This window comes from Methylovorus sp. MM2, assembly GCF_001648895.1.
GTDB lineage: Bacteria > Pseudomonadota > Gammaproteobacteria > Burkholderiales > Methylophilaceae > MM1.
Genome location: NZ_LXUF01000001.1, coordinates 504,370 through 516,880, shown reverse-complemented (window position 1 = coordinate 516,880; position 12,511 = coordinate 504,370). Strand labels below are relative to the sequence as shown.

Annotated in this window: 12 protein-coding genes; 4 read left to right on the top strand and 8 right to left on the bottom strand. The window is 48.3% G+C overall.

Annotated features, from left to right (window positions below; translation table 11 throughout):
• Positions 1–2: 2 nt before the first annotated feature.
• Both A7981_RS02340 and A7981_RS02335 read right to left on the bottom strand, forming a co-directional pair.
• A complete protein-coding gene (locus A7981_RS02340; protein ID WP_067263470.1) occupies positions 3–503 on the bottom strand; it encodes a spore coat U domain-containing protein in 501 nt (166 codons plus the stop codon).
• Between the two features lie 301 nt (positions 504–804).
• Positions 805–2,478: a formate--tetrahydrofolate ligase gene (locus A7981_RS02335; protein ID WP_067263467.1), complete on the bottom strand. Its 1,674-nt coding sequence runs from the start codon at positions 2,476–2,478 to the stop codon at positions 805–807.
• A 126-nt stretch (positions 2,479–2,604) separates the two neighbouring features.
• On the opposite strand from A7981_RS02335, the gene argB reads away from it, so the two are divergent.
• From argB to A7981_RS02315, 4 genes are read left to right on the top strand one after another with little or no spacing between them, the layout of a single operon-like run.
• Complete coding sequence (gene argB / locus A7981_RS02330; RefSeq protein ID WP_067263463.1) at positions 2,605–3,489, top strand: acetylglutamate kinase; 885 nt, start codon at positions 2,605–2,607, stop codon at positions 3,487–3,489.
• Positions 3,490–3,533: 44 nt separating this feature from the next.
• Complete coding sequence (locus A7981_RS02325) at positions 3,534–4,166, top strand: pyrimidine 5'-nucleotidase (RefSeq protein ID WP_067263461.1); 633 nt, start codon at positions 3,534–3,536, stop codon at positions 4,164–4,166.
• Between the two features lie 31 nt (positions 4,167–4,197).
• Positions 4,198–4,761: a nucleoid occlusion factor SlmA gene (gene slmA, locus A7981_RS02320; protein WP_067263459.1), complete on the top strand. Its 564-nt coding sequence runs from the start codon at positions 4,198–4,200 to the stop codon at positions 4,759–4,761.
• An 11-nt stretch (positions 4,762–4,772) separates the two neighbouring features.
• Positions 4,773–6,209, top strand: a complete 1,437-nt coding sequence (locus A7981_RS02315; RefSeq protein WP_067263457.1) for a DHA2 family efflux MFS transporter permease subunit — start codon at positions 4,773–4,775, stop codon at positions 6,207–6,209.
• Positions 6,210–6,286: 77 nt separating this feature from the next.
• Here A7981_RS02315 and A7981_RS02310 read toward each other — a convergent pair whose 3' ends face one another.
• The 6 genes from A7981_RS02310 to lpxC all read right to left on the bottom strand — a co-directional run bounded on the left by A7981_RS02310 (position 6,287) and on the right by lpxC (position 12,391).
• Positions 6,287–6,724, bottom strand: coding sequence for a hypothetical protein (locus tag A7981_RS02310; RefSeq protein ID WP_067263455.1), 438 nt, complete (start codon positions 6,722–6,724; stop codon positions 6,287–6,289).
• 152 nt (positions 6,725–6,876) lie between these two features.
• Positions 6,877–8,091 carry a multifunctional CCA addition/repair protein gene (locus A7981_RS02305; protein WP_067263453.1) on the bottom strand — a complete coding sequence of 405 codons (1,215 nt, stop codon included), beginning with the start codon at positions 8,089–8,091 and terminating at the stop codon, positions 6,877–6,879.
• Positions 8,092–8,152: 61 nt separating this feature from the next.
• Complete coding sequence (locus tag A7981_RS02300) at positions 8,153–9,100, bottom strand: complex I NDUFA9 subunit family protein (RefSeq protein WP_067263451.1); 948 nt, start codon at positions 9,098–9,100, stop codon at positions 8,153–8,155.
• 94 nt (positions 9,101–9,194) lie between these two features.
• Positions 9,195–11,129 carry a transglycosylase SLT domain-containing protein gene (locus tag A7981_RS02295; RefSeq protein ID WP_067263449.1) on the bottom strand — a complete coding sequence of 645 codons (1,935 nt, stop codon included), beginning with the start codon at positions 11,127–11,129 and terminating at the stop codon, positions 9,195–9,197.
• A gap of 129 nt (positions 11,130–11,258) precedes the next feature.
• A complete protein-coding gene (locus A7981_RS02290; RefSeq protein ID WP_067263447.1) occupies positions 11,259–11,441 on the bottom strand; it encodes a hypothetical protein in 183 nt (60 codons plus the stop codon).
• Between the two features lie 20 nt (positions 11,442–11,461).
• Positions 11,462–12,391, bottom strand: coding sequence for a UDP-3-O-acyl-N-acetylglucosamine deacetylase (lpxC, locus tag A7981_RS02285; RefSeq protein WP_067263445.1), 930 nt, complete (start codon positions 12,389–12,391; stop codon positions 11,462–11,464).
• Positions 12,392–12,511 lie beyond the last annotated feature (120 nt).

Sequence of the window (12,511 nt, the reverse complement as noted above, 5' to 3'; positions counted from 1 at the left end):
GACTAATATGTGAGTGTGATATTGATCGTATCGCTATAGGCACCAGCATTGGGGCTCTGCCCTGCTGGTATCACCCCATACACGGTGTGATTAGTCACGCCCAGCACCCCATTTCCCGTTACGGTGCCAGTGCCAGCTGTGCCATCCCCCCATACGGTAGTGTGCGCCGCTGTTGTATAGACTGAGTAATTGAGCGTTGAAGCACCAAATGTCATCTTACGTGCTGCCACAGTAGCACCCGAACCAGTACCAGCATTCATTGCAAGGGTGTAGTTATTTGCGACACCGGTGCAGGTAACGGTAGTCGTTGTAGTCGTTGTACGATCAGTAACACTGCTCGGGTCGTAGTTACCAAAAGCAAGAGGTAACGCAGTCACAAGGCAACTAGTCAGCACAGTAGCGGTAACCAGCATCGTGGTTGTCGCAGTTGCAGCCTGCACTTGTGCGGTCGAGGAAATGAGCATTACACCGCTCAAAAATGCTATTTTGATTTTTTTGTCCATTTTGCTTCTCCAAAACTAAAGTTTACAGAGACATGCAGTCTGGTCGGTGCCCGTTTGTTGCAGGTGTTCGGATTCACCCAGATGACGATAGCGGCATCGGCTAGAGAGTATGTTTCTTACATAACATCTCACCTAACTCACATATTTGTTACAATATGTAACAAATATGTATGCACTATGCTCTTGAGAAAAACGATTTGCAAGTATTTTTATAAGGGTGACGTATTTTGTCATCCAGTTGAAACTAAAGGGAATTACCGACGAAAGAAAATGATATTAGGTTTTTAGGTACTATAAAAAGTCAAAACAAGCCAATGACAAGACCTTGCTCATTAATATCAATCTTAGTGGCACAAGGGATTTTGGGCAGTCCGGGCATGGTCATGATATCGTCGCAGATCATCACAATAAACTCAGCACCTGCACTTAACCTAACTTCAGTAATAGTGACAATATGCCCTTGAGGTGCCCCACGAATAGTGGCATCTGTTGAAAAAGAAGATTGCGTCTTTGCTACACATATCGGGTAATGGCCATAACCATCCGTCTGGAGTTTTTCAATCAGTGCGCGCAGGCGTCTAGTGGCCGTGATATCCGTAGCGCCATATATCTTGGTGGCTACTTTATGCATCTTTTCCCACAACGTATCGTTATCGGCATAGACATATTGCATGGTAGATGCCGCAGTTTCAGCTAACCTGACCACTTCATAGGCCAGTAATTCTGCCCCTGCTGATCCTTTTTCCCAGTGCTCCGCAATAACGACATTCACACCTTTGCTTGCCATACGGCTTTGCACCAGTTGCAGCTCTGCTTCTGTATCCGAGGTGAATCGATTGATGGAGACAACGCAAGGCAATTTGTAATGCTGCGTGACATTTTCAACGTGTTTTTCAAGATTCACCATACCAGCATCCAATGCAGGCAGATTTTCTTGTGACAATGTATCAACATCCACACCGCCATGATATTTAAGCGCACGTATGGTTGCGACGACGACACACGCATCAGGCTTGATGCCTGATTTACGGCATTTGATATCAATGAATTTTTCCGCACCCAGATCGGCGCCAAAACCAGCCTCAGTCACTACATAATCAGATAACTTAAGTGCAAGCCGTGTGGCGATCAATGAATTGCAACCATGCGCGATATTCGCAAACGGTCCGCCATGAATGAATGCGGGGGTATTTTCAAGCGTTTGGACTAAATTGGGCTTGAGTGCGTTTTTAAGCAGCACCGTCATCGCACCATGTGCTTTTAGATCACTGGCTTTGATACGCTGACCATCGAAACCGTAGCCAATGACGATATTGCCTAAGCGTTGCCTGAGCTCTTGCAATGAGCTTACAAGACAAAATATCGCCATCACCTCCGATGCCACAACGATATCAAAACCATCTTCGCGCACTTGCCCATTGACCTTACCACCAAGACCAACGACGACTTGGCGCAATGCACGGTCATTCATATCGATCACGCGTTTCCAGGTGACTTGGCGCGGGTCGATGCCTAAGGTATTACCATGATGGATATGATTATCAATGAGGGCAGAAAGCAGGTTGTGCGCTGAAGCAATGGCGGCAAAATCACCCGTGAAATGGAGATTGATGTCCTCCATCGGCACCACTTGCGCATAGCCACCGCCAGCGGCACCGCCTTTCATGCCAAAAACAGGGCCAAGTGCTGGCTCACGCAGGCATATCATGGCTTTTTTGCCTATTCGACTTAAGGCATCACCCAAACCCACGGTAGTCGTGGTTTTCCCTTCACCTGCAGGTGTCGGGCTAATGGCCGTGACCAATATCAGCTTGCCATCCGGTCGACATTGAAAATCCTGCATCAGGTCAACGTCTATCTTTGCTTTGTAATGCCCGTAACGCTCGACTGCTTCCTCAGGTAAACCAAGAGAATCTGCAATCTCGCATATCTTCTTCATCTTGGCTTGCTGAGCGATTTCTATATCACTGGGCATGGTCATCCTGAATGATTCTGGTCGCTATGAAACGATTATAGAAGACATCGCTTAAATCGAACACAGCCTCGTCACATATTCAATGTAAAATACGCAAATCTTTCATTCCCTCACTAGAGTGCATCAATGCTTACTGAGACCACCGCCATACAAAAAGCCCAGACACTGGCTGAAGCATTACCGTATATCAAACGTTTCTTTGATAAGACCATCGTCATCAAATACGGCGGCAATGCCATGATAGATCCGCACTTAAAGGACTGCTTCGCTCGCGATGTCGTCCTGCTCAAGCTAGTCGGCATGAACCCCGTGGTGGTGCATGGCGGCGGCCCACAGATCAATGACCTATTGGATAGACTCGGCAAAAAAGGCGAATTCATCCAAGGCATGCGGGTAACTGATGAAGAAACCATGGATATCGTGGAGATGGTACTCGGCGGCCAGGTCAATAAAGAGATCGTTAACCTCATTAATAGACACGGCGGCAAAGCTGTTGGCCTAACGGGGCAAGATGGTAATTTCATTCATGCAAAAAAACTGCTGATTCAAAGCCTGACAAACCCGGATGAGATGATCGATATTGGCCAAGTCGGCGATATCGTGGGCATTGACCCTAGCCTGCTTAACTTCTTGGATGGTGGTGACTTTATTCCGGTGATCGCACCTATCGGCGTTGGTATCGAAGGTGAAACTTACAATATTAATGCTGACGTAGTCGCTGGCAAGATCGCTGAAATACTCGGTGCGGAGAAACTGATTTTACTGACGAATACGCCCGGCGTACTGGATAAAAGCGGCACATTGCTCACGGGGCTGACACCTAAACAGATCGACGATTTAGTCGCCGATGGCACGCTTTCAGGCGGCATGTTACCGAAGATAAGCTCAGCATTGGATGCTGCGCGAAGTGGCGTTAAATCTGTCCATATCATTGATGGCCGGGTAGAGCATGCCTTGTTGCTGGAAGTGCTGACAGACGAAGGCGTAGGCACACTGATCAAGGCTAAATAAGTTTGGTAGGTGTGTCTTTGGAACGAGTCATTGGCAATCAAACAATGTCCGCTAAGGTTTGGATATTCGATCTTGATGACACACTCCATAATGCTAGCGCGCACATCTTCCCCCATCTCAATCGGGCGATGACGCGCTACATGATGGAACATCTAGAAATGGATGAACCTGCGGCACATGCGTTAAGACAACACTACTGGAATGTATATGGCGCCACGCTTAAAGGCCTGACACGCCACCACGGCGTAGACCCGCACCACTTTCTGCAAAACACCCATCAATTTGCAGAGTTACCAGCAATGGTCGTTGCCGCAAAGAATCTGCGATACAGCCTGCAACGGCTCCGGGGACGTAAGGTAGTATTCACTAACGCACCGATTGCTTACGCCTCTAGAGTCTTAGATTTGATTGGCATACAGGACATATTTGAGACTGTATTCAGTATAGAATCTACACGATTCCACCCTAAGCCATCCCTACGTGGCTTTAGCGGATTATTAAAACTATTGGGTGTAAACGGCGGCAACTGCATCATGGTCGAAGACAGCTTACCTGCATTAAGAACAGCCAAACGGCTGGGGATGAAAACGGTCTATGTCACGAAGACACTCAATAAACCAAACTATGTAGATGCAAGAATCAATAGCGTGTTAGCACTCACTCGCATCAAGTTATAATATCTGGAAATAAAAGAAATAAGGACGAACAATGGCAGGCGAACGCAAACAACAAATCCTCGAAACGCTAGCAAAGATGTTGGAATCGCCCAAGCGCGAAAAGATCACCACGGCATCACTCGCTGCAAAATTGGATGTGAGCGAAGCAGCGCTGTATCGTCACTTTGCGGGTAAGGCGCAGATGTTCGGCGGTTTGATCGAGTTCATCGAGCAATCGCTATTCGGCCTCATCAACAAGATCACCACCGAAGAGGCTGATGGCCTGAAACAGGCACAACGCATCGTCATGATTCTGTTGTTATTCGCAGAGAAGAATCCCGGGATGACACGCGTATTGATCGGTGATGCCTTGGTCAATGAAGAAGACAGCCTGCAAACACGTATCAACCAATTATTTGACCGTATCGAATCCACGCTGAAACAAAGCCTGCGTATCGCGGAAGCACAAACTGGCAAGCAGTTACAACCCGATGCGCAAGCTAACCTGATGCTTTGTTTTGTGATCGGGCGCTGGCAACAATTTGCCAAGGGCGGTTTCAAGCGCAAACCAATGGAATATGTGCAACAGCAATTAGCATTGCTTGGCCTAGCCTAACCCCGAATACCATGAGTCATTCAATCGACGCCAGCAAACGCTGGCTGGCGCTCATCATCCTTTGCCTAGGCGAGTTGATGATTGTCCTCGACACCACCATCGTTAATGTAGCACTGCCATCGATTCGCACTGATTTAGCTTTTAGTGAAACAGCGCTGGTTTGGGTAGTTAACGCTTACATGCTGACCTTCGGCGGCTTTCTGTTACTTGGCGGGCGGCTTGGGGATCTTTTCGGGCAACGTAAACTTTTTCTGCTGGGCATCGTGATCTTTACGGGCGCTTCACTCGCATGCGGGATCGCGAATTCACAAGCCCTCTTGATTACAGCACGTGCGATTCAAGGTATCGGTGGTGCAGTCGTCTCTGCCGTTGCACTTTCCCTCATCATGAATCTTTTTACCGAAACCGGTGAGCGGGCAAAAGCCATGGGAATCTATGGTTTCGTCTGTGCGGGTGGCGGGAGTGTTGGTGTTCTACTTGGCGGCATTCTGACTAGTACATTGAGCTGGCATTGGATATTTCTCGTTAATCTGCCAATAGGTGTCGCTGTATATGCCATTTGCCTAAGACTTTTACCTGTAGGTCATCCACAGACTGACATAAAACATATGGATATCGGAGGTGCATTAACGATCACCGCGGCCCTCATGTTAGCTGTATATGCCATCGTCAACGGGCATCAAGCCGGATGGCAGTCGGTGGAAACGCTTACCTTACTGGCGCTATCTATCGCCCTACTCATCGGCTTTCTGATCATCGAATCCCGCGTTCCAGCTCCACTCGTGCCTCTGCGCTTCCTCAGGTTACGCAACGTAGCGATCGTGAATATCATGGCGGTATTGTGGGCAGCGGCTATGTTTGCATGGTTCTTTATTTCAGCCCTTTATCTGCAACTGGTATTGAACTATAGCGCCTTACAGGTAGGTCTCGCGTTCTTGCCATCTAACCTGATTATGGCAGTACTTTCACTCGGCGTTTCCGCCAAGATTGTCATGCGCTTCGGCATTAGGCCGCCGCTAGTCATCGGCTTACTACTGGGCGCTAGCGGGCTTGGCCTTTTTGCGTTCGCCCCTGTTACTGGGAACTTCAACCTGCACGTCCTACCGGGGATGCTATTACTCGGTTTTGGCGCGGGCATCGCATTCAACCCGCTATTGCTGGCTGCGATGGGTGATGTATCTCAAGAGGAATCTGGATTAGCTTCAGGTATCGTCAATACAGCGTTCATGATGGGCGGTGCATTAGGGTTAGCAATTCTGGCAAGCGCTGCCGCGGCACTCACTTACAATCTACTTGACCAAGGGATTGACCCGATCATCGCACTCAATAACGGATATCGATTGGCATTCGGCTTGGGAGCTCTCGCAGCTATCATCGCAGCCCTGCTTGGTTTTGCTGTGAAAGTGGAATTACCGACTGCGGGCTCAAAGGTGAATGCGCCACATTAAAAGTATGTCCAAAAGCGCAATGCAGCCAATCGTTTGCATTGCGCTTTTCTAAAGCCTTAAAAACACACCTACCGTTGTTACTTCTTGTCTGGCCCATGACCATGGTCATCGCCACGACCTTTTTGACCATGTTTATCATCATGCCTACCCGGGCCACCTTTTTGTGGTTCAGGATGATGGCGCGCTTGGTATTTAGGCACATATACATCGTTGTACCAAGTATCGCGGACAAAATAGACAGGGCGGGCACATGCCCCATACTGTCCACAATACCTTGACCAATGTTTGGCATGTCCAGGAGGCACATGCAAATAGATGGGTGCAGGACGTACCTGAACGCGCTCGATAATCACAGGTTGCGCATACACCACCTGTGGCTGAGGATAATAGTCGCCGATATCGATCTGCCCATAGAACCCTGGCTGCCCAACACTCACTGAAATGCCTACTTCTGCATTAGCAATGGAAGTGAAAAGAAATAAAGCGATTACAAAGAACATACTTTTCTTGGTCATGTGAAACTTTCATTAACTTTAAAATGAGATACCTTAAGCACTAAAGCACACGGCGTATTGTATAGAAGCAAAGAAAGCACTAGCTATCAGTGCTAAGTACAAGCTGATGTAAGAATATTCCTACATCAATAAAAGAGGAGGATGCCTAAGCGTTAAGAGGCTTCCAGAGATTTTAATGCATCCAATCTTGCTAAAAACACTGCTGCCTTAATTTCTTCTGTATTTTCATACTGCTGCGCCACAGCCCCGGCATCAATACTTGTAGCAGCCGTTAAGGCTTTCAATAAAAAATCAGCTTCAGGAAATGGTGCCATTTCAAATCCCGTTCTGCCACGAGAATCACTCTCACAAGCAAGCAAAAACTCTTTGAATCTTTGTGGTTGCCGTATTGCATCTGTCTCTATCAGAAAATTGAGTACCGTCTCAAGCCGCATCTCTTTCACCTGGTGCACTTTACCGTGAAACTTGGCAACGATATGGGCTAGCTCTTTACAGTCATTCGGAACACGCAGCCGTTTAACGACATCTTTTAACAGATCGACACTACGCAGCTCATGACCGATATGGCGTGGCAAGATATCGGCAGGGGTGAGCCCCTTACCTAGATCATGGGTCAGTGCAGAGAAACGTATGGGTAATGAATAGCCCTGTGCGGCCGCATAATCCAGCACCATCATCACATGGATGCCAGTATCGATCTCGGGATGATATTGGGCAGGCTGTGGAACGCCGAATAATCGATCGACCTCAGGTAATATTCGCTTTAATGCCCCGCACTCACGCAAGACTTCGAACATACGGGATGGTTTCGCTTCCATGAGGCCTTTTGCAAGCTCTTGCCAGACACGTTCCGGTACTAAAGCATCGACCTCACCATCATCGACCATTTGTTTCATTAGCACATACGTCTCAGGCGCTACGGAAAAGTCTGCGAACCGTGCAGCAAAGCGGGCCGCACGTAATATACGGACGGGGTCTTCAGCAAAGGCTTCACCCACATGGCGCAGCACACGGCTCTGAATATCGGCCTGCCCACCATAAGGATCGATCAAGTCACCATTTGCATCTTTCGCAATGGCATTGATTGTGAGATCCCTACGTGCAAGATCCTGCTCAAGCGTGACTTCAGGTGCGGCATATACCTGAAAGCCTTTATAGCCTTTACCCGTTTTGCGCTCTGTACGCGCGAGCGCATACTCTTCTTGCGTTGTAGGGTGGAGAAATACAGGGAAATCTTTACCTACAGGACGATAACCGGCGGCTTCCATCTCAGCAGGGTTGCTACCGACAACGACATGGTCACGGTCTTTTACCTTGAGGCCTAGGAGCTCGTCGCGGACGGCACCGCCTACGGTATAAACCTTCAAGCCATCACCTCAGAGCCCGTCATGAAAAGCGCGCGCCTTAAAAATAGGAGCCCATACAAGTTTACCGTCCGGCAAGACCACGGAACTTGTTATATAGATTGCGCGGATTATCGTTCACCAAGTAATCAGGCACGATGGCTTCAAGCGCAGCAGGCTGAACATCGAGTGTCGGAGAAATCGCTCCATCGCATACGCTATCGACCTCGAGCGAATGCAGGTTATCTCGCGTGAGTAGCTTGATAGGCAACTTTTCCATCGCGTAAGCCTGATAATAGGAAAGTTTGTCGTTCAAACCGATGACCTTGCGCTTTTTACCCATGACAAAGATCACGAACTCGACGATCTCTCTCAGGCTATAGACTCTTGGGCCGCCCAGATCATAACGCTGGCCATAAGTTTCGATATTGCCGAGACTATTCACAAATGCTTGTGCAACGTCCTCAACCCATATCGGCTGGAATTTGGCATCCGGTTTGATGAGCATAATGACCGGTAATACTTTGATGAGTTTGGCGAACATGCCGATAAAACTATCACCACGCCCGAAGATCAACGATGGCCGGAAGATCGTCACATTGATATCGCTGGCAAAAGCCAACACGGCAGCTTCACCAGCCGCTTTAGTCCGCAGATAAGCACTGGAGGCATCTTGGCTGGCTGGCAGTGCACTTGTGTGGAGTAATCGCTTGATGCCAAGCTTGCTGCATATCACAGCCACGCGGCGCGGTAATTCAATATGCGCAGTCTCAAAACTAACTTTATCACTCTCTTGGAGCAAGCCAATCAAGTTGATGACGGCATCGCTACCGGATAGTTGCTGTGTAAGCGCGGCGTCATTAAAGATATCGCACTCAACTACTTGAACATAGGGCAGCAAGATCAGGTGCTTGCTTGCCTCACGGCGGCGAGTCAGCACTTTGATATCATATCCCGCTGCACTCAGCTTATGAACGATGGCGCTGCCCAGAAAACCTGAACCACCCAACACACAGACTTGTTTAATACGCATTGTTTTCCCTACATCAGTTCTTATTGTGCCTACACTTAATATTATTCCTGCTTACTATTCTTTTGCACGCATTCATGATTACTAGGCTTCGTTATTACTCGGCTTCGTCCACCGTAAGCGTACCGCCGCTAGCGCTAATTGTACCCATACGCTGCTTGAGCGTCTGTATTTTCGTACCCAATTGCTGTGCATAAAAATAAGCGTTACCCATGACTTTTTGCACATATCCTCTCGTTTCAGTGAAAGGAATCGTCTCTGCATAGATCGCCCCCTCCAGCGGTACTGTAGCTGCCCAGCGCTTGGCCCTGCTTGGCCCGGCATTATAAGCAGCCGTTGCCATCAGCACCTGATTATCCATCAAGTCTAGCGTATAGCGCATATAGTAAGTACCGAGCTGAATGTTGGTATCCAGCTGATGAATCATGCCGTTATTATAGCCGCCAAGCCCCATGCGCTTCGCTATCCATGAGGCAGTCGCGGGCATGACTTGCATCAAACCAGCGGCCCCGACACCAGACTTGGCATAATGGATAAACCGGCTTTCCTGCCTTGTGAGGCCATATACCCATGCCTCATCAAGGTTCTGCTCACGAGAGAAACTTTGCATCATGTCACGATAAGGTGTGGGATAACGCAAGGAGTAATCGTGCATGAACTTGGTCTTATCCGCTGTGATGATGGCCAAGTCATACCACTGCTGTCGCGCTGCCAACTCAGCAGCGGCAATCATTTGCCTGTCATCAAAATTACGCGTTGCCCACGCCCATTCGGCGCGTGATTCCCAACGCATGTCAAAGCGTAATAGCTCCACAGCACGTTGTATGCCGGGCAAGCCTGCAATGGTATTGATCTCGACTTCGGCGGGCTTATAACTGCTGGGAACACCGCTGATCACATCACCTAGCTCTTCTTCTGCCAACACCCCGTAATAACTACGCTCTCGCGATAGCGGCACGAAGATCACATTGGCCGCAAGTATCTGCTTTTGCTCACGTAGCGCCCGCCCCTTCCAATAACGCCATACTGATTCATCCTGCTGGGCAACAGGCATTTCACTGATCGTTGCCTGTAGGCTAGGCCAGTCTTTAACACGCAGTGCAGTACGCGCTTTCCAGGCTAATTGCTCTTTATCAAGCGTACCTTTTTGTACACGATCAAACCAGCCTTGTGCTGCCTGATCATGACGACGGGCGGCATGCAAAGCAAAACGCCCCCATAAATAACTCTTATCCTCTGCGCTAAAAGAAGGCTGGATTTTCAGCCATATATCCAAGGCATAACTCGGTTGGGTACGGGCAAGGCGGTCTAAGGCATAGAGATTAAGCTCACGCCCGTAGCGACTTTGTAGCGAGATGGTTTTCTTTTCCAGCACCTGTTGCGGGTTCTGATACACACGATCGATCAGCTTGATCTCTGCACTCGAGAACCCTGAGATACGGCTAGGGATATTCTTGGCAACACTGATCTTGCCGTCTTGCATGGCCATCCTGAAACGCATCCAGATATCATCGTCACTGAGCACATGCGCTTTTTGCATACGGTCAAATACTTGCTCGCAATTCGCGGGCTGCTCGGCTGATGTCATCCATATTAATTTACCAGAAGCGAGGGCTTCCACATTGCCTGTTTGTGCACGACCATCCAAGGCATAACAACTCACGGCGACATCATCACGGGTGAAATTGGGTAATTCTTCAAAGAAAGTTTGCCAATCTTGCCGTTTACCCAAGGCTTTCAACCATTCTCCACGTACACGATCGGTAAATGGCAAATCCGGGTAACGATTGATAAAAGCACGAACGGTCTGGTTATCCGCCTGGCTCATGCGTAGCAACATCAACCAATAGTCGGCATAAGGTGCCAGCACATATCCCTGCGCCTGCATCTGGTCGGTATAGTTGGACAAAGCGAAATCATCGCGTGCTTTATAAGCATCGCGTGCTTTAGTAAACAATTCATCCGTACTGAGCGCCCAAGCCTGAGAGCTCAGTAATAAAGTCAGGCCAAACAAGCCTTTTAAGAGTCGCATGCACACCTTATGTCAGTGACGTAATGAATCAAAAAAACCCTAACAAGCATGAAGGCATAAGCCACGTAAAAAGCTTAACACAGCCATGTACATGGCGATGCTTCTAATACGATTGCAAAGACAAAAATACTAGAAAAGAATGATACGCCCAATGGCAATCACAACGATGGTGACAAGCACCAATACAAGCGTGAACTTGATCAATTGCCAGGTGAAACGTAAGTAGCGTTTATCGCCAGAGAGAAAGTAAACACCCAAAGAGATCGCTACTGAAATCAACCCTAAAACACCCAGTAAGCGAAGAAAGAACATATGGTTAAAACTTCGCCACTTTAGGTGTATTGCAGCATAGGTGGCATACCGATAGGGACTTGAAACCCACTCGGCGCCTCTTCAAAACGATCAAATGTCGCGAACTCCCATGCTGTCTCATCGGCAAGCAAAGTACGCAATATCTGGTTATTCAGGGCATGACCGGATTTATAGGCCGTGAACGACCCGATCAATGGATGACCCAACACATACAAATCACCAATCGCATCTAATAGCTTATGGCGAACGAATTCGTCTTCGTAACGCAAACCATCACTATTCAACACGCGGTATTCATCAAGCACGATAGCGTTATCAAGACTACCGCCTCTCGCGAGGCCATTAGAGCGCAGGTATTCGACCTCATGCATGAAGCCAAAAGTACGCGCACGACTGATCTCTTTGATATAGGAGTCATCAGCAAAATCAATGGTGATACGTTTACCGCTATGCTCAAAAACCGGGTGATTGAAGTCGATAGTGAAATCAAGCTTGAAACCGAAATATGGGTCGAAACGCACCCATTTATCCCCTTCATGCACTTCAACTGTCTTTTTGATACGAATGAATTTCTTGGGCGCAGCCTGCTCAACGATGCCAGCTTGCTGTAGAAGAAATACGAAAGGCCCTGAGCTACCATCCATGATAGGGATCTCAGCGGCATTCAATTCGACATAGATATTGTCGATGCCAAGACCGGCAAGTGCAGACATCAAATGTTCGACTGTCGCAATCCGAACCTCGTTGTGAACCAAGGCAGAACACAAGCGAGTATCGGTAACAAAGTGGGGAGCGACTTTGATCTCAGCAGAACCGGGCAGATCGGTTCTACGGAAAACAATACCTGTGTCAGGCGCAGCAGGCCGCAAGATCATCTCGACCTTGTCTCCACTGTGCAACCCGACACCAGTTGCGCGGATAACGTTTTTAAGTGTCCGTTGTTTGAGCACCGTTATATTCTTTCTTCAAAAATACTTTCTGCTTTTACATAAAAGCAAGAAAGATTCCCACTTAGCTAATGCGAAATCGTTAGCCCAAAATAATAGCACATTTGCGGCGCTTGCCGACTC

Coding starts and splice junctions, on each gene's coding strand:
- A7981_RS02315 (WP_067263457.1), top strand. CDS start 4,773: ATGAGTCATTCAATCGACGCCAGCAAACGCTGGCTGGCGCTCATCATC.
- A7981_RS02295 (WP_067263449.1), bottom strand. CDS start 11,129: ATGCGACTCTTAAAAGGCTTGTTTGGCCTGACTTTATTACTGAGCTCT.
- A7981_RS02325 (WP_067263461.1), top strand. CDS start 3,534: ATGTCCGCTAAGGTTTGGATATTCGATCTTGATGACACACTCCATAAT.
- A7981_RS02335 (WP_067263467.1), bottom strand. CDS start 2,478: ATGCCCAGTGATATAGAAATCGCTCAGCAAGCCAAGATGAAGAAGATA.
- A7981_RS02290 (WP_067263447.1), bottom strand. CDS start 11,441: ATGTTCTTTCTTCGCTTACTGGGTGTTTTAGGGTTGATTTCAGTAGCG.
- argB (WP_067263463.1), top strand. CDS start 2,605: ATGCTTACTGAGACCACCGCCATACAAAAAGCCCAGACACTGGCTGAA.
- slmA (WP_067263459.1), top strand. CDS start 4,198: ATGGCAGGCGAACGCAAACAACAAATCCTCGAAACGCTAGCAAAGATG.
- A7981_RS02300 (WP_067263451.1), bottom strand. CDS start 9,100: ATGCGTATTAAACAAGTCTGTGTGTTGGGTGGTTCAGGTTTTCTGGGC.
- A7981_RS02340 (WP_067263470.1), bottom strand. CDS start 503: ATGGACAAAAAAATCAAAATAGCATTTTTGAGCGGTGTAATGCTCATT.
- A7981_RS02310 (WP_067263455.1), bottom strand. CDS start 6,724: ATGACCAAGAAAAGTATGTTCTTTGTAATCGCTTTATTTCTTTTCACT.